General features: G+C 39.7%; 22 protein-coding genes. 15 read left to right on the top strand and 7 right to left on the bottom strand.

The genetic code is table 11. The features are described 5' to 3' along the window. Nucleotides 1-66: 66 nt before the first annotated feature. Nucleotides 67-273 (bottom strand): alpha/beta-type small acid-soluble spore protein, encoded by a 207-nt coding sequence (locus ACFQ4X_RS04445; RefSeq protein ID WP_066288466.1) that lies wholly within the window; start codon nt 271-273, stop codon nt 67-69. 314 nt (nt 274-587) lie between these two features. Between ACFQ4X_RS04445 and ACFQ4X_RS04450 the strand changes: the two genes are divergently transcribed. The 4 genes from ACFQ4X_RS04450 (at nt 588) to ACFQ4X_RS04465 (ending at nt 5,433) form a co-directional block, all read left to right on the top strand. Then, the gene (locus ACFQ4X_RS04450; RefSeq protein WP_379833347.1) at nt 588-1,526 is read left to right on the top strand and encodes an EamA family transporter; all 939 of its coding nucleotides are present in this window, start codon (nt 588-590) and stop codon (nt 1,524-1,526) included. 83 nt (nt 1,527-1,609) lie between these two features. Next, nucleotides 1,610-2,386, top strand: coding sequence for a Cof-type HAD-IIB family hydrolase (locus tag ACFQ4X_RS04455; RefSeq protein WP_379833348.1), 777 nt, complete (start codon nt 1,610-1,612; stop codon nt 2,384-2,386). A 433-nt stretch (nt 2,387-2,819) separates the two neighbouring features. Further along, on the top strand, nt 2,820-4,445 hold the full coding sequence (locus tag ACFQ4X_RS04460; protein ID WP_379833349.1) for an SH3 domain-containing protein: 1,626 nt from the start codon (nt 2,820-2,822) through the stop codon (nt 4,443-4,445). Nucleotides 4,446-4,575: 130 nt separating this feature from the next. Next, nucleotides 4,576-5,433, top strand: coding sequence for a patatin-like phospholipase family protein (locus ACFQ4X_RS04465; RefSeq protein WP_379833350.1), 858 nt, complete (start codon nt 4,576-4,578; stop codon nt 5,431-5,433). 199 nt (nt 5,434-5,632) lie between these two features. Here the strand turns inward: ACFQ4X_RS04465 and ACFQ4X_RS04470 are convergent, their stop codons facing one another. The 3 genes from ACFQ4X_RS04470 to ACFQ4X_RS04480 are packed head-to-tail and all read right to left on the bottom strand — an operon-like array spanning nt 5,633 to nt 8,180. Continuing rightward, nucleotides 5,633-6,601: an ABC transporter ATP-binding protein gene (locus ACFQ4X_RS04470; protein ID WP_379833351.1), complete on the bottom strand. Its 969-nt coding sequence runs from the start codon at nt 6,599-6,601 to the stop codon at nt 5,633-5,635. Nucleotides 6,602-6,611: 10 nt separating this feature from the next. Continuing rightward, nucleotides 6,612-7,397, bottom strand: a complete 786-nt coding sequence (locus ACFQ4X_RS04475; RefSeq protein ID WP_379833352.1) for an ABC transporter permease — start codon at nt 7,395-7,397, stop codon at nt 6,612-6,614. Between the two features lie 3 nt (nt 7,398-7,400). Then, nucleotides 7,401-8,180 carry an ABC transporter permease gene (locus ACFQ4X_RS04480; protein WP_379833353.1) on the bottom strand — a complete coding sequence of 260 codons (780 nt, stop codon included), beginning with the start codon at nt 8,178-8,180 and terminating at the stop codon, nt 7,401-7,403. A gap of 93 nt (nt 8,181-8,273) precedes the next feature. Here ACFQ4X_RS04480 and ACFQ4X_RS04485 point away from each other — a divergent pair, with 93 nt between their 5' ends. Further along, nucleotides 8,274-9,329, top strand: coding sequence for an EAL domain-containing protein (locus ACFQ4X_RS04485; RefSeq protein ID WP_379833354.1), 1,056 nt, complete (start codon nt 8,274-8,276; stop codon nt 9,327-9,329). Between the two features lie 144 nt (nt 9,330-9,473). Beyond that, a complete protein-coding gene (locus ACFQ4X_RS04490) occupies nt 9,474-11,564 on the top strand; it encodes a peptidoglycan D,D-transpeptidase FtsI family protein (protein WP_379833355.1) in 2,091 nt (696 codons plus the stop codon). Between the two features lie 71 nt (nt 11,565-11,635). Here the strand turns inward: ACFQ4X_RS04490 and ACFQ4X_RS04495 are convergent, their stop codons facing one another. Then, nucleotides 11,636-11,722, bottom strand: coding sequence for a YjcZ family sporulation protein (locus ACFQ4X_RS04495; protein ID WP_226537213.1), 87 nt, complete (start codon nt 11,720-11,722; stop codon nt 11,636-11,638). A gap of 220 nt (nt 11,723-11,942) precedes the next feature. Here ACFQ4X_RS04495 and ACFQ4X_RS04500 point away from each other — a divergent pair, with 220 nt between their 5' ends. The 3 genes from ACFQ4X_RS04500 (at nt 11,943) to ACFQ4X_RS04510 (ending at nt 16,487) form a co-directional block, all read left to right on the top strand. Beyond that, the gene (locus ACFQ4X_RS04500) at nt 11,943-12,473 is read left to right on the top strand and encodes a copper resistance CopC family protein (protein ID WP_379833356.1); all 531 of its coding nucleotides are present in this window, start codon (nt 11,943-11,945) and stop codon (nt 12,471-12,473) included. A 439-nt stretch (nt 12,474-12,912) separates the two neighbouring features. Further along, nucleotides 12,913-14,676, top strand: coding sequence for an ABC transporter ATP-binding protein (locus tag ACFQ4X_RS04505; RefSeq protein ID WP_379833357.1), 1,764 nt, complete (start codon nt 12,913-12,915; stop codon nt 14,674-14,676). A gap of 2 nt (nt 14,677-14,678) precedes the next feature. Further along, on the top strand, nt 14,679-16,487 hold the full coding sequence (locus tag ACFQ4X_RS04510; RefSeq protein ID WP_379833358.1) for an ABC transporter ATP-binding protein: 1,809 nt from the start codon (nt 14,679-14,681) through the stop codon (nt 16,485-16,487). Nucleotides 16,488-16,823: 336 nt separating this feature from the next. Here ACFQ4X_RS04510 and ACFQ4X_RS04515 read toward each other — a convergent pair whose 3' ends face one another. Next, nucleotides 16,824-17,765 (bottom strand): metal ABC transporter solute-binding protein, Zn/Mn family, encoded by a 942-nt coding sequence (locus ACFQ4X_RS04515; RefSeq protein WP_379833359.1) that lies wholly within the window; start codon nt 17,763-17,765, stop codon nt 16,824-16,826. A 525-nt stretch (nt 17,766-18,290) separates the two neighbouring features. On the opposite strand from ACFQ4X_RS04515, the gene ACFQ4X_RS04520 reads away from it, so the two are divergent. The 6 genes from ACFQ4X_RS04520 (at nt 18,291) to ACFQ4X_RS19385 (ending at nt 21,062) form a co-directional block, all read left to right on the top strand. Next, nucleotides 18,291-18,713 (top strand): CBS domain-containing protein, encoded by a 423-nt coding sequence (locus ACFQ4X_RS04520; RefSeq protein WP_066288500.1) that lies wholly within the window; start codon nt 18,291-18,293, stop codon nt 18,711-18,713. Nucleotides 18,714-18,759: 46 nt separating this feature from the next. Then, complete coding sequence (gene crcB, locus ACFQ4X_RS04525; protein WP_379833360.1) at nt 18,760-19,149, top strand: fluoride efflux transporter CrcB; 390 nt, start codon at nt 18,760-18,762, stop codon at nt 19,147-19,149. Beyond that, nucleotides 19,146-19,493: a fluoride efflux transporter FluC gene (locus ACFQ4X_RS04530; protein WP_379833361.1), complete on the top strand. Its 348-nt coding sequence runs from the start codon at nt 19,146-19,148 to the stop codon at nt 19,491-19,493. The genes crcB and ACFQ4X_RS04530 overlap by 4 nt, the downstream gene beginning before the upstream one ends. A gap of 20 nt (nt 19,494-19,513) precedes the next feature. After that, nucleotides 19,514-20,098, top strand: coding sequence for a DedA family protein (locus tag ACFQ4X_RS04535; protein WP_379833362.1), 585 nt, complete (start codon nt 19,514-19,516; stop codon nt 20,096-20,098). 132 nt (nt 20,099-20,230) lie between these two features. Continuing rightward, nucleotides 20,231-20,422 carry a hypothetical protein gene (locus ACFQ4X_RS04540; RefSeq protein ID WP_379833363.1) on the top strand — a complete coding sequence of 64 codons (192 nt, stop codon included), beginning with the start codon at nt 20,231-20,233 and terminating at the stop codon, nt 20,420-20,422. 358 nt (nt 20,423-20,780) lie between these two features. Continuing rightward, nucleotides 20,781-21,062, top strand: a complete 282-nt coding sequence (locus tag ACFQ4X_RS19385; RefSeq protein ID WP_425589399.1) for a HesB-like (seleno)protein — start codon at nt 20,781-20,783, stop codon at nt 21,060-21,062. Between the two features lie 46 nt (nt 21,063-21,108). On the opposite strand, the gene ACFQ4X_RS04545 is transcribed toward ACFQ4X_RS19385, so the two are convergent. Continuing rightward, entirely contained in the window at nt 21,109-21,816 is a 708-nt protein-coding gene (locus ACFQ4X_RS04545) for a thermonuclease family protein (protein WP_379833364.1), read from the bottom strand. Nucleotides 21,817-21,944 lie beyond the last annotated feature (128 nt).

Consider the following 21,944-nt stretch of genomic DNA (forward strand, 5'->3'; position numbering starts at 1 on the left):
AACATCTTAAAATATAAAAAGGACTGTCTCCTTGGAGTACAGTCCACTTTTAATCAATAACTGCGATTAGCGACGGTATCCGCCACCTAGTTGCTGCTCAGCCATTTGAACAAGACGTTTAGTGATTTCACCACCAACAGATCCATTCGCACGGGATGTTGTGTCTGGTCCAAGTTGAACACCAAACTCAGAAGCGATTTCATACTTCATTTGATCCAAAGCTGCTTGTGCTCCAGCTACTACTAATTCATTAGAGTTGTTGTTACGTGCCATATGTATCACCTCCTTGTAATAATAGTTTGTATATCTTTTGCAAAATTATGCATCTATTGGAAAATATTTTTATAAGTCTTTAATGAGATAGGTATTCGCATATTTTTTGAATAACCGACACAAAAACCCTAGGATTTCGTATGATAAATCATCCCCCTATTTTTATTTTCAAGAAAAGCACTGTACTGGTTTCCAGTCAGTGTTTTTCTTTTTGAATTTTACACCTGCTATTTTAAGATTTTGGATTTATAATAGAGAAGGAATTTGACAGATATGTATAGAATATCGATGCATTTGAGAGAGCGGGTGGAGAGATGGGGCTTAAAGACAAAGAAAACATCACGAAATGGAAAGGAATTGCATTAGCTTTAGCCGGTGCTTCGCTTTGGGGATTTTCAGGAAATGCAGCAGAGTGGATTTTCTCTCATACCGCAGTGACAGCGACATGGCTTGTATCCGTTAGAATGGTGATGGCGGGGCTGCTGCTTTTAATCTTAGTCTCCTTTAACAATAATATTTTTTCAGTTTGGAAGAACAAAAGAGACCGCCTCGATTTGCTTGTTTTTTCTTTAACGGGAATGCTTGGCGCACAGCTGACGTTTTTCTTAAGCATTGAGGCTGGAAACGCACCGACAGCGACGCTTCTTCAGTTTTTAGGGCCTGTATTTATTACGGTTTATTTTGCTGTAAAGTTCTTAAAATGGCCGAAGCGTAAAGAATGGATTGCGGTATTGATGGCACTGACAGGGACATTTCTGCTATTAACAAATGGAAAGCTGGATTACATAACTGTTTCTAAAGAAGCGATTTTCTGGGGTGTGCTTTCCGGTGTTTCGGTTGCCGTTTATACGGTATTTCCAGTCAGGTTATTAAAACTTTACGCATCTGCTGCAATTACGGGCTGGGCAATGCTTTTAGGCGGTTTAGCTGTTTCCTTATGGACACAGCCTTGGCAAGCGGGATTCATTGATTGGACACCATCACTTTTTTGGATGCTTGCGTTCGTCGTTATTTTTGGAACGCTGTTGCCGTTTTATCTTTATTTAGATAGTTTGAAATACATTACTTCAACCGAAACAAGCCTGCTTGGCAGTGCTGAACCCTTAGTAGCCACAATTGTTTCAGTAGTCTGGCTCGGTACCGCTTTCGACAGTTTCCAATCGGCAGGCGGTATGCTGATCATATTAACTGTGTTCCTATTATCTATGCCGGAAAAAGGAATTCTCAAAATTAATCAGACGGTCAATAAATAGCTTTTTTGTATCGCATCATTTGACTTTTGTTCTGAATCGTACCACTATGGTAGGGTACAACTTACAACAGGAGTAGATGCGAAATGAACGATAAAATTGTATTTTTTGATATAGACGGAACACTAGTAAACGATGAAAAAAAGATTCCGGAAAGCACGAAAGAAAGCATCAGCCAGCTGCAGAAAAATGGTGTGCATGTAGCTATTGCTACCGGACGGGGACCATTCATGTTCCAGCCTATTCGAGAGGAGCTAGGTGTTGATTCATTCGTCAGCTTTAACGGTTCATATGTTGTTTTTAAAGATGAAGTGATCCATAAGACACCGCTGCCTGCAGAATTCATTACTAAAATTGAAAAAGAAGCAGAAAGTGCAGGTCATCCTCTTGTATATCTTGACCATCAAAAAGCAACATGCAACGCAGATGATCATGAAATTATTAAAAGCTGTACGTTCAACCTTATGCCAAAATATCCGCTCTATCAACCTGGCTTTTATAAAGACAATGAAGTCTATCAAGTGCTATTATTCTGTCAAGAACAGCATGAAAAAGCTTATCGTGAAGGGTATAAAGGAACGTTTGATTTTATTCGCTGGCATGAGGATGCACTGGATATTCTGCCAACTGGCGGATCAAAAGCAAAAGGGATCGAAGCCTTTATTAAACAGATGAACATGAAACCTGAAAATGTATTTGCATTCGGTGATGCATTGAATGACATTGAGATGCTGAATGCTGCAGGAACAGGTATTGCGATGGGGAACGGAATGAAAGAAGCGAAAGAAGCCGCTGACTTTGTAACAAAATCAGTCGATGAAGACGGAATCTATTATGGACTTAAACATTTTGGACTCATTTAATAGTAGGTAAAACCTTTGCAGATGCAAGGGTTTTTTCTTTTGTCTGGGCTGTAGACTTTGTTGCTACTAAAGTATGCGAGAAGAGAGACTTTGAGCGAAAAGTGAAGATTTTGAGCGAAACTAAAGAAGTTTGAGCGGAGCAAGAAAATCTTGAGCGTAAATCGACGTTTTTGAGCGAAACCTCAATGAGTCTGAGCGAACGTGTAGTAAATATAAGAACACGTACCGTAAAATTGCATCTGAAAAGGAAATGGGATACCAATCATAGAGCCTTTGTCTAACGATGTTGAAATATATTGAAAAAAGTATAAATTTTGGCAAATATGTTGAAGGGATTTCTCCTATTTTGGCGAAAAAAGGCTTTATGAAAGCTAGGGCAGTGTCGATATAAGCTATACAGCAAGAAAAGACGTCCAAATAGGAGCTGAAACAGGTGAAAGCAAATGTTAAACTGGTTAACTTGATTTTGTGTACCTTCCTCATACTGTCATTGATTCCGGCGATTTCGGCATCTGCTGAGAGTAAAGCAACTGTAAATGCTACGAGCTTAAATGTTCGCTCAGAACCAGCTCTTTCAGCCAAAAAAATAGGTTCACTGAAAAACGGAGACACCATAACAGTGCTGAAAACGGAAAAGGGATGGGCAAACATTAACTTCAACGGCAAAAAAGCATGGGTGAGCGCAGAATTTTTGAAGTTGAAAAATGGTTCGGCACCATCAACACAGCCGCCAAAAACAGAGAAACCTGCAGCAAAACTAGCTAAGGTTACAGCTACTTCTTTAAATGTAAGAAAAGGTCCAAGTCTTCGGCATACTATTGTAGGATCACTTAAGAACGAAACAGTCGTAACGATTCAAAAACAAGATGGCAAATGGTCATCAATTACATATGGAAAGATATCCGGCTGGGTAAGCAGTTCATATCTGCTGGAGCAAACCTCACAGCCTCCTGCTGCCCAAAAACCGGTCAACAATAATTCAGGAAACGACAGCAATAATAAGAGCACAAAATGGGGAACCGTAACCGCTACCTATTTAAATTTCCGATCTTCTGGAAACTTAAATTCACCTATCATCGGTTCATTAAAGTATGGGACAGCGGTTCAAATTTTATCTGAATCAAATGGATGGTCTTCTGTTCAAACTTCTGACAGAAAAAAAGGCTGGGTTTCTTCAAAATATATTTCGATTCAGAGCGGAAGTTCACCGGTTGCACCAGCACCTAAGCCAGAAACAAAACCGCCTTCCGCACCGCCTGCTTCCGTCCTGAAAAAAGTAGTAGTAATGACAGACGGAGTAAACATCCGCCAAGGTCCATCGACGGCTTATCTCATTGTTGGAAAGGCAAATCAAGGTGATGAATATGCTTATATTCAATCAAAGAATGATTGGGTGCAGCTGAAACTGCCTAATGGAAACTCTGCATGGATTGCAGGATGGCTCGTAGCCATTCAGCAGAACTCGTCTTCACCTAACAGCAATTCAGGAACAACAGCACCTAAACCTTCAACTAACGGATTAAAAGGAAAGCGCATCGTCATTGATCCTGGTCATGGAGGGCACGATCCAGGTGCTCTTGGGAAAGCTCATGGAACGCATGAATCAGAACTTACACTCATGAGTGCAAGACTATTAGCAACAGAGCTGAGTAAAGCGGGTGCTGTGGTTATTCTTACACGAAGCGACAGCAATTATCTTTCTTTAAATAAGCGTGTGGAAATAAGCCATTATCACTTTGCAGATGCTTTTATTAGTCTTCATTATAATTCAGCACTGGATACAAGAGCTTCGGGCCTTTTAACGTTCTATTACGGTCAAAAAGACATCAAACTAGCAGATTCCGTTCATTCTGGGCTCCTGCAAGCAGGTACTGGTCTTCCCGGCGGGAATGTCAGATTTGGAAACTTCCATGTATTACGCGAGAATAAACAGCCTGCAGTATTAGTTGAGTTAGGATTTCTTTCAAATTCATTCGACGAAATGACAGTTAGAACTGATTCCTTTCAATCTAAAGCGGCTTCTGGTATTACGAACGGACTAGCAAAATATTTTCAGTAACACATTCAGCTGTCTCTAATTTTAGAGGCGGCTTTTTACATTCAAACTTTTCGCTGGATTTTACAGGTGGATTTTTTCTATAATTAAAAGCACAAATAATAAAGTTTGTTAACAATAGGTGGTGCAGGGTTTGGAAAACTCCGGATTAATTCTTGAAGGTGGGGGAATGCGCGGCGTTTATACCGCTGGTGTTCTCGATGTATTTATGGAAAACGATCTTTATTTTCCTTATGTGATCGGGGCTTCTGCAGGAGCTTGTAATGCGGTGTCCTATTTATCCAGGCAGCATGGAAGAAATCGTACGGTGAACCTGGAATATAGCTCTCATCCAGAGTATATTTCTTATAAGAACTGGCTGTTTAAGAAAAAAGGTCTGTTCGGTATGGATTTTATTTTCAATGAACTTCCGAACCGTCTTGTCCCATTTGATTATGACGCGTTTAAAGAATCCCAAGAAAGATTTGTGGTCGTTGTTACGGACTGCAGAACAGGTGAACCGGTTTACTTGAGCAGAGAAGACTACAATAAAATGGACATTTCAATGGTACTAAGAGCATCCTCTTCCATTCCGTTCATTGCCCCTATAGTTGAGCTGGAAGGTAAACATGTGATGGATGGCGGCATTGCCGATCCGATTCCTGTTCATAAAGCGATGAAAGATGGAGTTAGAAAAGGTGTAGTCGTTCTTACTCAAAATCATGGCTACCGAAAGAAAAAGCCGAAAATGACGTGGGTCACTAAGCGCTTTTATCCAGAATACACAGGGTTGGATGAAAGTCTGCGAGGACGCTACCTCAAGTACAATGAAACGCTGGATTACATTGAAGAAGAAGAGAGAAAAGGAAACCTGTTCGTACTACGGCCTTTAGAAAAGATGAAAGTAAAGCGGATAGAGCGTGATCCGAAAAGGCTCGGAGTTCTTTATGAACATGGCAGAAAAGATGCAATCGACCAGCTGGACAACTTAAGAAACTGGCTAAAAAATTAGAATAAATAAGAAGGCTTTTTTCTAAAATTATGTTGCCTTTGCTTCATTTCTTTCATTCGCTTCATTGGCAAGTTAATTGGCGAGCAACCTGGAGCGGAAATCAACCACTTTCAAGAGCAACAAAGTTTGCGAAAACAGCCAATAAGAAAGCTGGCATACGGGGGTCTTCTCAGAAACTTGCAGCCAGCTTTTGTTTTTCTTAATATATTTTTTGAATCACTTCTTCTATATCCGGTTCTTTCATCTGAATATCAACCGGTTCGCCCCACTTTGCAACCTCTTGAAGCAATGAAGGTGAAGAAAGAACAGACCGGTCATACATGAGTATAAGTTTGTCATCTTCCCAGCGCATCTTTTCAATACCGTCTAATTCAGCCGGCAAATGTTTGGGCTTCTCTCTGTATTGCACTTCTATCACACTCGGCAATCCGATATTATGTCTTAGATCTGCAAGAGAACCATCAAGCACAATCTGTCCATGATTAATCACAATTACCCGGCTGCACAGCTGTTCGATATCATCCATATCATGTGTCGTTAAGAGAATGGTTTTCTTTTCCTTTGTGTTGAGTTCTTTCAAGAATGACCGGATGCTTGTTTTGGCATTTACATCGAGACCGATCGTCGGTTCATCCAAAAACAGTACATCTGGATTATGAATCATTGCCGCAGCAAGATCTCCCCGCATGCGCTGTCCGAGGGAAAGCTTTCGCACAGGGGTATTTATAAACTGTCCGATATGAAGCATATCATCATACAGCTTTAAAAATTCTTGATATTTTGCATCAGGTACTTTGTACATCTCTTTTAAGATATCAAAAGAATCCCGTAGCGGAAGATCCCACCAAAGCTGTGTCCGCTGACCGAAGACGATGCCAATCTTTTTGGCCACTTCTTTTCTACTTTTTTGAGGACTGAGACCTGCCACCTTGATGCTTCCGCCAGTTGGATGCAGAATACCAGACAGCATTTTAATCGTTGTTGATTTTCCTGCACCGTTCGGACCAATGTAGCCGACAAATTCACCTTCTGGAATGTTAAAAGATATATCGTTTACGGCTTTTACAACATGATGTTTGGTAGATAGAAGGGAAGTAAATGAGCCGATAAATCCTTTTTTCGTTTCATAAATTTTAAAGTGCTTGTTTAATTGATCTGCAACTATCATATGTTCCTCCTTAACTGCCTGTACTGTGGTAGTGCCGAATTCCGAAATACCAGAAACGCAATGATAAAAATAAAAAACCAAGAGCAACTGCCGGCGGCCATGCCAGGTTCCAAATGCTTCCACCTTTATCTAATAGGAAAAGGATAGGCGTGTAGTTCATAAACCCAACTGGAATGACAGTGAAGAAAATAATCTTTAACCATCCGGGATAGATGTTCATCGGATAGCTTGCTGCGTTAAAGGGTGCATAAAGTGTGAATGTCTGAAAATCTTTTATTCTCTGCGTCCAGAATGCGAAAGTTGCTGTCAGGAGTCCAAGAGAAAAGCAGATCACTACACCTGATGCAATAGAAATAGGCAAGTATAGCAGCAGCAAGAACATATCAAAACTATCCAGGCTGAGTCCGATAATAGAAATAACAAGAATGATAACCCCTTGAGCGGTTCCTCCGATCCGTGACAGGTCAAGGTTCTTGGTTAAGAGCAGTGAAAGTGGAGAGACAGGTCGGATGAGGAGGCTATCAAACTCTCCTTCTACCATGTATCTTTCAAAATTATGAATCTCTACACCAAACACTCTATAAAGTGTTATTGCAACTGAAGAAATGCCGTAAAGCAAACCTACTTCATAAAGATTCCAACCTTTCACATCATCAAAACGCTCTAAGATTGCCGCGAGCAAAACGAAATCAACGGCCATGATCAATCCATATGAAAGAGAGGATACGAGAAAATTCATTTTATATTGCATGCGGGAACGCAAGCTTCCTGATAACAGCTTCAAATAAAGATTCATAGCTTAACCCCCTTGAATCTCTAATTTTTGGCGTGCTCTTTCTGTAATCCATAGATTCAGCAAAGTTAATACTAAAGCCCAGAAAAGTTGAATCCAAATGACATCATTTGACGCCTTCTCAAGGAAAATCATGACTGGATAATAAATGGCGCCTGCAAAAGGTAAGTACTGTGTCAAAGTTGATAAAGGTGCCGGCAGAAAATCGATAGGTACCATCTGTCCGCCGAGACCAGCCAATAAGGTGAAGTTTACGAAATGTGCCCAGGCGACTTCCGTTGTCCAACAAGCACTAATTCCTACCAGATAGTGTAAATTAACAGATATAATAATAGCGAGAAGTACTGAAATACATATGAAAAGATAGCTTGAAAAATTTTGAGGTACATAAAAGCCAACGGTTAATGCAAACACGAGTCCGATCGGAACCGAACGAAAGAAGAAATTATAAACGAGCCGGCCGGCTTCTTGTGAGGTAACGTACAGAAAAAAGTTTGATGGTCTGGCAAGTTCAAATGAGATGGCTCCGTTTCGGACGCCGTTTTGAATATTAAGTCCAGCTGTTAAAAATCCTGAAAGCCAGAGAATACATTGTGAAGCAGCTATGTAATATGTCATGTCCATTACATCATAGGGACTGCTTTGTTCTTTTCCTTGCAAAACGCCAGCCCAGATCGCAATGAATACAAAGCCAAAGATTGCACTGGCCGCATTGTTGATGAGGTGGGCAACCTTATATTGCAAATTAGTCATAAAGCTTTTTTGTAATAGAATCCAATAAACCATAAGTCCCCCTTTATAAAGTTGTTATTTCAGAGCACAGAATTATAAAATAGCAAATTTTACAAAAGTTTGCAATTCTTTTTTTGGAGGTTTTTTATGTCTTGTTCCCAGTGTCGTCCATCAGGTGAATTTCCTAGAGAAGGTATTTTTCACATCCGGACGGATCATCCTGTACTTTTACAAAGTTTGCAGCAATTTTTGGAATCACATGAATTTACCGTTAACGCAAATCTAGAAATTTTGTCTGTAAACTATGAAAGTCTATACATCTTGCAAACTCTTTTTGAAGACCTGAAGAGAGCGTTTAACAAACAGGCATTACTTTCTTTCTTTTGTTCTTTAGAGCAAGGAGCAGGGGATCTAAATCCATTCAAAACCTGGATTCCATTTGGTCATCTTTATGAAAGAATAGCGCACCCTGAGCTTCACCAAGTGATTCAGCAGCAATTATTTACGACGTATTCTCAGCCCATCATTCATTTAGCTTCCAATGAGATTTACGGATACGAATTTCTGCTTCGTCCATTACCAGATAGTCATGACTTCAAACCTTATGAACTTTTTCAAATGGCAGAACGAGCAGGTCTGCAAGCTCTTTTAGATGGAAAAGCACGCATAGCATCTATTCAAAATAGTGCAGATGCATTACCCGCTGGTGTTAAACGGTTTATCAATTTTTTGCCGTCATCTATCTATGATCCGAAACATTGTCTGGCGACGACTTTTAAAGCAGCTGCAGAAGCAGGTGTCGATCCACTCGATCTGGTGTTTGAAGTAGTAGAGACTGAAGAGATTGCTGACATCGATCATTTGAAGGATATTCTTACTGCTTATCAGGAACAGGGTATGAAAGTAGCTCTTGATGATTTAGGAGCAGGGCATTCCACACTTTCTGTATTAAAGGAATTGCGTCCGGATTATGTAAAAATTGATCGTAAAATTGTTTCGTTCTGTGACGAAGATGAAGAAAAACAAATTATGATCAAACAAATTGTCCAGATTTCAAAAGAGATAGGGGCGATCGTTTTAGCAGAAGGCATCGAAAGAAAAGAAGAGGCAGATTTTGCACTTCATTACGGAGTACAGCTTGCACAAGGCTACTATTTCGGTAAACCTGTACCAACGGAAAAATTAATGATTTCAGCTGAATAAAGAACGCCAAAACCTTATCAAAAAAAGATAAGGTTTTTTTCATGAATATGTTGGAATTTCGGTCAACATCTAGTAATCTATACATAGATGCTTTTGTAATATAATTGTAAAATTAACGGGAAAATTTCCAAAAGGAGCGGAATGATGGTAACGAAAGCGGATCCAGAAAGAAAGAAGAAAAAAACGCAAGTACCCTTTCGTTTAAATGTCTTGTTTTTAATCGTATTTTTTCTATTTTCGATTCTTATTCTAAGGCTTGGTGTACTCCAAATCGTGAACGGAGAAGAAAAACGATTGGAGTCTGAGGCTGTAGAAGAAGTTATAGCTAGAAAAGAAGCCCCGCGCGGCAAGCTGCTGGACAGCAACTTTCGTGAAGTAGTAGGCAACAAACCATTTTTCTCCCTTACGTATACAAAGACGGTAGATACAAAAGCCGATGACACGATGCGTATCGCAAAGTGGCTCGCTAAAAGACTTGGTGTAACAGAAGAGCAGGAGAAAAAGATAACAGAACGTGATAAAAAAGATTATTTTATCGCACAACATGATATCACGGAATTAATGAAAGAACGCTTAAGCAAGAAAGAAAAGAAATTAAGCGACAAGGAACAATACAAAGCGCTTGTTGATAAGATCACAGAGGAAGAAATCAATAGTCTTACAAGTGAAGATATTAAAGTGCTGGCTTATAAGCGTGCGATGGACACAGGCTATGCCTACTCAGCGCAAAGAATTAAAACAAACTTATCAAACGAAGAAGTATCTATCATATCTGAAAACCTTGGCGACCTGCCGGGCATCGATATTATGGCTGACTCTGAGCGTATTTATCCTTATGGGGAATCAGCGATATTTGGTGCTGTAAAACAAATTCCAAAAACTAAAATGGATTACTTCTCTAGCCTTGGCTATGACAGAAGTGACCAAGTAGGAGTCAGTGGACTCGAAGTTCAATATGAACAAGTGCTTAGAGGAATGAAGGAAAAGTCTGTATATCTGACAAATCCAAAAACGGGGCAAACGATTGGTGAACCGAAATCAATTGCCGGTCAACGAGGAAAAGATATCGTTCTGACTTTGGACATGGAACTCCAATTTAGATTAGAGCGTATTTTAGAGGAAGAAATCTTAAAAGCTAAACCACTCCCGGGCAATGAATTGCTTAAGTCTGCTTATATCGTTATGATCAATCCGAAAACAGGAGAAGTCAAAGGTATAGCGGGTAAAAAATATGAAGATGGTAAATTCACCAATGATGAATACGGAGCGTTGTTTAATTCCTATGAAATGGGATCGACTGTAAAGGGAGCAACTGTATTATCAGGGCTGCAAAAAGGTCTGATCAGTATGGGAGAACGAATTTACGATACGCCTTACACAAAATATGGAATGAATAAATCTTCCTGGAAGAACATGGGGTCTATCACAGATTTAGACGCTTTAAAAATGTCTTCCAACGTATATATGTTTAATATTATGGACCGTATGATCGGGCCTGAACATTATACTGATACGTATGCAGAAGCACGATATATGTATAATCAGTTCGGATTAGGCGTCAAGACGGGAATTGATTTTCCGAATGAAGCAACTGGTTATGAAGGAAAACCGCCAGAAGGGGAGATGGGTACCCTTTTTGACTTAGGAATCGGACAGTTTGATACATATACAACGATGCAACTCGTACAATATGTATCAACGATTGCAAATGGCGGATATCGCGTAAAACCTCAGCTTGTTAGAGAAATACGTGAACCTGCTACTGATGAAGATAAAGAAGGAAAATTACTGAAACGATTTGAACCTGTCATCCTAAACAAACTCGATGTTGATGAAAAATACATTAAACGCGTACAGCAAGGATTCTGGCAAGTAATGCATGCTCCGGGCGGTACGGCAAAAAGTTATTTTGATGATGTTGAAAAGTATCATAACCCTGCCGGAAAAACCGGGACAGCTCAGCGTATCATCAAGCACCCTCAAACAGGGCAGCTGACAGAAAAACATAACTTAACGCTAGTTGGATACGCTCCATTTGAGAACCCGGAGATTGCATTCGCAGTCGTGGTTCCAGAGGGTACACCGCGAAACGGTAATCAGCGAATCAATAAATTCATTGGTCAGCGTGCGTTAGAAGCCTATTGGGACCTTAAGAAAGAATACGGTGAAAACGCGGCTACCGTTAACGGAAATATGGAAAAAGAAAAAGAAGAAGCAGAAGGCTCAGCACAATAATGCTGAGTTTTCTTTTATAAATACAAAAAAAGCCGGACGAATCCGGCTTTTTTCCTGTTTGCTATTTCTTATTAGCAGAAGCAAGCTGCCCCTACAATAATCAATAGAATAAATAACACTACTACCAATGCAAAAGAATTGCCATGAGAATAACCCATTGATTTTTCCTCCTTTAATTCTTGCAATTGTTAATTCCATACATTCTATGCCTGTTTTTGTTTTCGAAGTGGGCAGGAGCGGAGAATACAGCAAAATAGGCTTAAAATGTATGTTTATCACTGAAAATGTCAACGATTTGTAAAGACTGAATACTTGTGAGGGTATTCTTTCTTTGTTTAAATGTAGGTAGAAAGAAAATATTGATACAGGGAGCCAATTATGAAAAAAACGGTCTTATCCTTTCTTTTATTATTTGTGATAGTTTTGAATCTGCCTTCATCTGTTTTTGCTCACTCAGATCTTGAATCTGCGACACCAGCAAAAGGGGAGAAGGTTACCACAGATCTTGAAGCAGTGGTTTTAACGTTTTCAACTAAAATAGAATCGTTAAGCACCATGAAATTAAAAAACGAAAATGAAGAAATCCCCCTCCAGATTAGTATTGAAGATAATCAAATGACGGGAAAATTGAACAATCGCCTTGAAAACGGAAAGTATACAGTTGAATACAAAATAATCGGAGCAGACGGCCATGTAATCGAGGGGAATTACTCGTTCTCGGTGGATCGGCCGGAACAGGCTCAGCCAAAAGAAGAACCAGAAGAGAATCAAGATAATACAGAACAAATCCTGCCTGAGCAAGATAAGGAAGAACAGCCTGGCAATCCAAGCTATTTTGGTCCATTGACGATTGGATTAGTGATTGTAATTGCCATAGTTTCTTTCTTTGCATTCAGAAGAAAAAGATAGTTAGTAAAAAGTGGATGATTTCCGCTCAAGAATGCGAGAAGAAGGACTTTGAGCGGAAAAGGAAGATTTTGGGCGAAACTTAAGGTAGTTAGAGCGTAGCGAGAAAATCTTGAGCGTAACTCGGCGTTTTTGAGCGTAACCTCAATGAGTCTGAGCGAACGTGTAATAAATATAGAACACGTACCGTAAAATTTCATCGAAGTGTATTCACAAAGTGTATCAACACAGCAACCTTTTAGAAATTAAAAAAAGTTAAGCAGAAAGCCTCGAATAATTCGGGGCTTTTTTTTGTAGGATAGGAAAGGAAATTAATTAACAAAGTTTATTGTTAACAAATGGACTTTTTTTAAAAACTCGAGCAAATGTATAGTTTTTTCTAACTATTCTGTTATATGATGTATATTGTCTTTTATTTTTTTAGAAGGGGGAAGGTGAAGATTTGGATACGTTTAGAAGATTAAAAGACTTTTATTGGCCTTATAAAAAATATTTTTACTGGTCGATCCTGACTTTGATTCTGGTATCAGCCATTACGGTTGTGTATCCGATGGTTCTGCAGTTTACCATCGATGAAATCATTATAAAAGGAGAATATTCATTCGTTCCTTATGTGGCAATCGGATTTATTGTACTAATGGGAATAAAAGGAGCAGCTACATATTGTCATCAATATTTTGGAGATTTGTTTGGCATCAGCTCGGTTTTCCAGCTCCGTGAATCTCTGTATGAGAAGCTTCAATTTTTGCCTTTCAGTTATTATGATAATGCTAAAACGGGAGACCTCATGTCCCGGTTAACAGCAGATGTAGAGGGTTTTCGGTTCTTCCTCTCATTTGGATTTTCCCAGCTTATCAATTTCGTTCTAATCATTGCATTCAGTCTTTCCGTAATGTTCTTCTATTCGATCCCGCTGGCAATCATCACACTTTGTATGATGCCATTCCTCGCAATCGTTGTTTACAAGTTTGATAAAGAAGTACATCCCGCATTCAGGGGAATACGAAAATCAATGGCTAACCTTAACACAAAAGTTCAGGAAAACATTAGTGGTATCAACACAGTTAAGTCATTGTCGAGAGAAGATTTTGAGATTGGTAAATTCGATACGTCGAATGAAGACTACAAATCTCAGTTTCTGAACACATCACATATTTGGGCGCGATATTTTCCAATCATGGAGCTGATCGGGAACCTGTCTGTCGTTCTTTTGCTCGCGTATGGCGGTTATCTGGTTATTAACAGTGACCTTACTGCAGGAGAGCTTGTCGCTTTCTTCAGTCTTGTATGGTACATCATGGGTCCTATCATGAATCTAGGGTTTATCATGAATACTTTCTCACAGTCAAAAGCTTCTGGGGAACGCCTTCTTGAAGTATTAGATGAACCTCTTGAATTTGAAGGTGAAGACCGTGATACAGCCATGGTTCGTCTGAATGGAGAAGTAACGTTTGAACATGTGACGCATCGTTATAAAAATGAAAAAAAGGATGCTTTAAAAGATATTACTTTTACTGTTAAACAAGGTCATACGATAGGGCTGATCGGTGCGACTGGTTCTGGGAAGACATCCATCACCCAGCTTTTATCCAGGTTTTATAAGCCGGAGTCTGGAAGAATTTTAATCGATGGCAAGCCGTTAGAAAAATACTCGCTTAATACGTTAAGAAAAAATATCGGAACTGTACTTCAGGAGTCATTCTTGTTTTCATCGACGATCAGGGACAATATATCCTATGGCAACCCTGACGCTGATATGGATGAGATTATGGATGCTGCGAAACGCGCACAGGCTCATGACTTTATCATGGAACTCCCTGACGGGTACGATACGATTTTAGGAGAGAGAGGGCTTGGTCTTTCTGGAGGACAAAAACAGAGGATTTCCATTGCGAGAGCCATCCTTATCGATCCAGCCATCCTCATATTAGATGATGCAACAAGTGCAGTTGATATGGAAACAGAGTTTAAGATTCAGCGCGCTTTAAAAGAAGTCATGGATGATCGGACGACTTTTATTATCGCTCATCGTATTTCATCTTTAAAGCATGCGGATGAAATATTGGTCCTTAATGAAGGGGCGGTCGTTGAGCGTGGAACTCATGATGAACTCATCCAGAAAGAGTCAGGAAACTATCGCAGAATCTATGACATCCAATATCAAGACAGAAATAAAGTGTTTCAAAATAACGGGCAGGGGGTGTAGAAATGGATAAGAGAAAAAAATCAGCCCGTTTCCGTTATTCTTCCGAGCAGGTGATCGACAAACCGTTTAACTGGAGTCAGATTATCAGGCTGTTCGGCTATATGAGACCATACAGTAAAAACCTTCTTCCTAAAGCGTTTTTAGCAATGATGGTGACAACTGCTGTCAGACTAGCTGTTCCTGTATTCATTGGAGTGCTGACGTTTGATCATGCTATAAAGAACAAAGATACATCACTTTTAATTAAATTAATCTTTGCTATATCGGCTCTTTATCTTATCTCATGGGGAGCGAATACGCTCCGGATAAGATGGATGAATTATCTGGGACAATACGTGATTTATGATATTCGCCAGCATCTGTTCAAACATATCCAGCGTCTGTCACATCGTTTCTTTGATCAGCGTTCGGCAGGATCGATACTCGTTCGTATCATCAACGATGTTAACTCCCTGCAGGATCTATTTACAAACGGTGTTATCAACGTACTTATGGATGTAATCATGCTGTTTGGTATCATCGTAATCATGTTTGTATACAGTCCAGAGCTTACTTTGGCAATTATGGTGATTTTACCGCTGATGTTCTTCATTTCTACAAGCTTAAGAAAGAAAATAAGACGTTCCTGGCAGGTTGTCCGCATTAAGCAGGCAAAACTGAACTCGCATCTGAACGAAAGTATTCAGGGGATAAGAGTTACAAAGTCTTATACACAAGAAAAAGAAAACATGAGCTTTTTTAATGGAGTAAATAATGAGACATATGACAGCTGGAAAACGGCAACACAGCAGAATGCCTTGTTCCGTCCTTTTGTTGAAATGTCTAACGCCATAGGTACAGCAATATTATTATGGTTTGGTGCCTACTTGATCCAAGGTGAAGCGTTGGAAATCGGTGTTTTTGTTACCTTTGCATTTTATCTGGGGATGTTCTGGGAGCCGATCTCCCGATTAGGTCAAGTGTATAATCAGCTTTTAGTTGGAATGGCTTCATCTGAACGAATCTTCGAATTTTTGGATGAAAAGCCTAATGTTCAAGAGAAAAAAGGTGCCTTTGAGTTTTCCAGAATTAAAGGAGAAATTGAGTTTAAAAACGTTGAATTCTCTTATGATGATAAACGAAAAGCATTGAAAGGAATCGACCTGACGATTGGGGCAGGTCAGACTGTAGCTCTTGTGGGTCATACAGGCTCTGGAAAAACAACGATCGCAAACCTGGTGAGCAGATTCTACGATCCAACTTCAGGTGATGTTTTGATCGACGGTGTAAACTTGAAAGATGCCAGCTTAGGCAGCCTTCGTGAAAAGGTGAGTGTTGTGCTTCAGGATACCTTCATCTTCTCGGGAACGATCATGGAGAACATCCGGTTCGGAAGACCTGATGCAACAGATGAAGAAGTTAAGAACGCTTCGAAAGCGGTAGGAGCTCATGCCTTTATTGAAAGACTGTCTGATGGTTATGAAACAGAGGTTGAAGAGCGAGGAAATGTTTTATCGGTAGGAGAGAGGCAGCTGCTTTCCTTTGCACGGGCTTTACTCGCTGATCCTGATATTCTAATTCTGGATGAAGCGACTGCAAGTATTGATACAGAATCTGAACAAAAAATCCAAACCGCTCTAAAGACTTTGTTGAATGGAAGAACAGCGATCATTATTGCTCACAGACTTTCCACGATCAGGGAAGCTGATAATATTGTTGTCCTGGATCATGGAGAAATCATTGAGCAAGGAAATCATAACGAACTGATGGATGCTGAAGGAGTTTATTATCACCTCGTGGTTTCACAGTTTAAAATGCTTGATGCGATATAAAAACAAAAAGCTGTTTTCGTAAAACTTTGTTGTTTTTGAAAGTAGTTGATTTCCGTTACAGGACGCTCGCTTTCCGCGGGGCGTGCGGTGAGCCTCCAGGTGCTAAACACCATTAGGAGTCTCACCTGACACGCTGATCCCGCAGGACAAGGAAGGCTTAGGCAGCTTTAAATCGCACGAAGAAAATGTGAAGTTCATTTTCGAGGAGTCTCGCACCTTGCACTCTAATCAACTTATCCGTGAAGAGAATGAAAAAATGACCAAGAGCAACAATCTTTTAGATAAGAGCCAATCAAAAAAACGCCCTGGGAAATGATTCCCTAGGCGTTTTGCTATTTATTGAAGTGCTTTAGATAAGGTTTCGATGTTTTCTTTCATGATGGAAAGATAATCACGGTTATTCTTCAAATCGTCTTTTGTCAATGTTTCAAGATTGTGCAGCGTCATTGTCTTGGCTCCGACTTCTTTATTGATCATCTCAGCCACTTTGTTATTAACATTTTCTTCGAATAGGATATAACTGATCTTTTCTTTCTTAGCGCTTTGAATGATGTTTTCGATCTGATGCTGACTCGGTTCATGAGATGGTGAGAGTCCGCTGATCGCAATCTGTTCTATATTGTAACGCTCTGCCCAATAACCATAAGCTGCATGAGATACAATAAAAGTGTTCTTTGGAGCTTCTTCAACTTTACTCTTAAACGAAGCGTCCAGCTCTTTTAAATCTTTAATTAATGCATCATGATTCTTTTTAAAATCATCTTTTGCGTCAGGTTTGATTTTCACTAAACCGTTATAGATGTTATCCGCCATTTTTTGAGCAAGAATCGGGTCCAGCCAGATATGAGGGTCCTGTGAGCCATGTTCGTGATGTGCTTCTTTACCTTCATCATGTGCACCTTCTTCTTCTTGCTCTTCCATATGCGCGAGTTCTACTCCTTTTGCAGCATCTACAATTGGAACGTTTTCTTCTTTTAACGTACCCGCAACTGAAGAAGAGAACTCATCGGATTCCATCTTATTGTAAACAAACGCATCGCCTTCTGTTATCTCTACCATTTTCTTAGTCGATGGCTCATACGTATGTGCATCTGCTCCTGGTGGTATAATGGACGAAACTTCAACATGCTTTCCGCCAATTCTTTCTGTAAAATATTCTAGAGGATACATCGTTGTATATATATTTAATGTTCCATCTTTTTTATCATCACTTTTGTTCCCGCAAGCTGCTGTTGCGATCAACAGAAAAATCATGCCTACCAAGCCAAGTCTTTTCATCAGTTTCTCTCTCCTTTCAAACAATCCTTTTTTATTATAAACGGAATCATTACGATTTGCAAAAATTTTTAAAGGTTCATTTCTAAAAGATTGTTGTTTTGAACATTTTTTGTGAAGTACACTTCTTTGACTAGTTAATTGGAGCGAAAGGACGAGACTCCTCGAAAATGAAAAATCACATTTTCTTCGTGCGATGTAAAGCTGTCGAAGCATTCCTTGTCCTGCAGGATGAGTGGGACAGGTGAGACCACTCAATGTCGCGAGGCGACGAGGGGGCTCACCGCCCATCCTGCGGAAAGCGAGTCCTGTAGCGGAAATTAACCTCTTACAAAAGCAACAATGTTTACGAAACAGCCTTTTAAACAGCCTTGCATGACGGAATGCGGTGAAGGGAAGAGGAGATTTTAAAATAAGACAGTGGTTTAATAAAGCAGACCAAGTTCCTTTTTGATATAATGGAGTAGGTGTTAGAAAAAGCGTTTAAATAAGCGTGAATCATGCTTACAAAGGAGAGCGCGTACCAACATGAATATTGCTTTTTATTTGTTGCCGAAAGATGAAGTAAAGTACTTGAACCCTGAAGCAACTATGAGGCAGGCATTAGAGAAGTTATCTTATCACAAGTATACTTCAGTGCCGCTTGTATCTGAAGAAGGACGCTACATTGGAACGCTGACTGAAGGCGATCTTCTATGGAAGCTTAGGGAAGCTTTTGAAAAGGGTTATGATGAAGTTTTAAAGACAAAGTTAACTGATGTGCCGCAGCGTATAAATAACATATCTGTATCGATCAACTCAAATATGGAAGACCTTATTACTTTGTCTACTGACCAGAACTTTATACCTGTTACCGATGACGATGGTCATTTCATCGGTATTATAAGAAGAAGAGATATCATCAAGTATTGTGCAAATTTAATTTGGAAAAAAGAACTGACAAAAGATTAAGGCATGTGTCTTAATCTTTTTGTACATACAGGAGGAATAGTATAGGGTGAAGATCGTAGCAATCACAGCCGGCGGAATGATTGGAGCTGTTCTCCGGTTTTGGATCGGTATTCTTCTTTTTCAGCCTCATGCGCAGTTTCCGTTTCCCACCTTGGCGATAAATCTGATCGGAAGTTTTGTTCTGGGATGGTTTGTTGTTCACGGATCTCAGCAAATAAAAAACAGAACACTCGTATTAGGAATTCAAACCGGATTTTTAGGATCTTTTACGACGTTCTCAACCTTTAATGCGGAGATTGTTCTGCTTTTGGATCAAGGACTGTATTCGATAGCTATCCAGTATTTCATAATCAGTGCAGTAATGGGTATTGGAGCGGTCTTACTCGGGATGAAATGCGGCTTAGTACTTCTAGAAAAAGAAGGTGCAGAACAATGATTGTAAGTTCTATAGCCGCAGCAGCTGGCGGTGCATGCGGTGCACTGGCTCGATACTTTGTGAGTCAGCGATTAAATGGAGATTTTCCTTGGGGAACGTTTTATGTAAATATTCTCGGATCGTTCTTATTAGGCTGGTATGTCACGAATGAAGGACGGGAAATACTAGATTCACTGTACGCAGCAGGTTTTCTAGGCGCCCTCACGACATTCTCGACACTTCAATTTGAAGTTGTTACGCTTTATAAAAAAGATAAAAGAAAAGTTCTTCTTTATTTGGTCCTAACATACACATTAGGATTGATAGCTGCTTGGACAGGCTTTTTGGCAGCAGCAAAAATATAATTAGAGGTTAAGGAGATACAATGAAAGAATTAGTGATTTCACTGCTTGAATGGATTATGAGTTTAGGTCATTTAGGAATTGCACTTGGATTGATGATTGAGGTCATTCCGAGTGAACTTGTTCTGTCTTACGGCGGTTACATGGTTGCCAAAGGACATCTGAATTTTACCTTGGCTGTTATTGCCGGAACAATTGGCGGAACGCTGGCGCAGCTTTTCTTATATTGGATGGGCTATTATGGAGGACGACCGTTTTTAGAAAAGTACGGAAAATACATTCTAATCTCTAAAAAGCAAATCGACCTTTCAGAAAAATGGTTTAATAAATATGGTACAGGCGTTATTTTCTTTGCTCGATTTATTCCGGTTGTAAGACATGCGATCAGCATCCCAGCGGGTATCGCAAAAATGTCATTTGCGAAGTTCACGTTATTTACAACACTTGCTGTTATTCCATGGTCAATCTTCTTCATTGAATTGGGAAGCAGACTCGGAAGCAACTGGGAAGACATCAAAACAATCGCTGCCCCTTACACAAGAGGAATTATGATTGCAGCAGTCGTTATCATCTTCCTGTTTATCTTGTTTAAAGTAAAAAAGAAATAAGAATTAGATAGTGAATGAGCCCGCTTAATGATAAGCGGGTTTTTAATTTGTTTAGAGGACAAATTCTAATCAAATTCGTCCAAATCATATATATCCCTACTGTGAAGAAAATTTCTAAAGGAGGGAAGGGATATGGAAACTTTCATAAAAAATTATCATGAAACCTATAATGCAGCAAAAGTTAACGAACTTTTGCAGCGGATTAAAGCTCATAATGAAAGATCAGATATGACAGCAAAAGTCTCTGAAGCGATGCGGAACTGCGGTTTCAACAGCGGAGATATCGAGCAGGTGCTGAAGCAGCTCCGGGGGGACAGTCCCTAGACAATTACACTTTGGCTGATTTCGTGTGTTTGGGGCGGACATTCGCGGTTAAGGCTCATAAATATTTTTGTAGGCTCAAAAAAAAATTTGAAGGCCCATAAATTAAAATGACGGCCCATAAAAAAGTTTAAAGGCTCATGAAATTTCCTGAAGGCTCATAAATCAAAAAAAACCATAAAAAATATTCCGCTATAAGTTTTCATTCCTCTAATAAACGCAAAGCCGCTTCACATTAGTGACTTCCACTAATGAGAGCGGCTTTTCACGATGAATTAGAATGTATTTCCCACTTAGGACAAGCATTTTCTTCACGATTTAGGCAAAAATACGATATACTACACATGAAGAGGTGATGGTTGTGGAAATTACATTAAGCGCAAAAAAGTATATTGAAGAAGTGCTTGAAATGAATAACGCAAACGGAATCCGAGTTTATTTTGCAGGCATGGGCTGAGGAGGTCCAAAGCTTGGCCTGGCTCTGGATGAGCCAGAAAACTCAGATGTTATTGAAGAAGTTAACGGAATTCGTGTTGCATTTGACCAAAGAATTAAAGATCAGACAACTGCATTAAAGCTTGATTTTGAAGATTCTAAGCACGGCTCTGGATTAATTATGGTCGGGCAGGATGAATGCTGCTAAAAACAAAAACCGCTATCAGGAATTTTGCCTGACAGCGGTTTTATTATTATTGCTGAGACTTCCGGAATCCGTTATCGATCGCTTCTTGCTCGCTGCAGAACCATTCTTCAGGTTTAGTAATTTTATAATATCTGCCGCTTTCAACATGATAGATTTTTTCTCCGGAAGAGTTAATGTTCCCTTTAATCGTGCATTTTGTGTCAGCAGTCTCCTCGAATGGATCTTCTGCTTCTTCAGGAATATAACCATCCTCCTGTGAATAGTTCTCCAAACTCCAAATGCCAATCCCTTCTTTTTGAGCTTGTTTTTGGATCTTCTCGTAGTCATCCACATATTTTGTGTTTGGCTCAAACACATAGGCCACTCGCGCTAATCCTTTTTCAAGCAGTGATTCTTGAACACTCTTATCATCTGCATACACGTATGCTAAAAGTCTTCCGTACTTGTCCCGTTCACCAATTCCAAGCTCCAGCTCAACATTCGATCCACTGAGCATGTTTTCTGTATGTTTGCTCGCTTCTTTACTAAACGGCTGAACGGGTTTATTTGGATGGACGCTCTCTGGGGTGTCCACAAGTAAAAAACGAACGGTTTCACTTTTTCCATCGACTTTTACTTTTATCGTGTCACCATCAACTACGTTTAGAACTTGAACTGGAATTCTATCTTTTTCAGACGATTGCAACTGGCTGCATCCTGCGAGAACAAAGAAAATTGAAGAGAGAATCAGCCAAACTTTAAAGCTAAATTTCATATGTATCATCCTTTTATAAGCCGATTTATTGTATATGAATTACCCGTATCTATTATAATAATAGATAGATTGAAGAAATTATAGAATATCACATTACATGAAAAAAGTGGCGGTATTCTAGAAAGGAG

This window comes from Fictibacillus halophilus (assembly GCF_042680145.1).
Classification (GTDB): Bacteria; Bacillota; Bacilli; order Bacillales; family Fictibacillaceae; genus Fictibacillus; species Fictibacillus halophilus_A.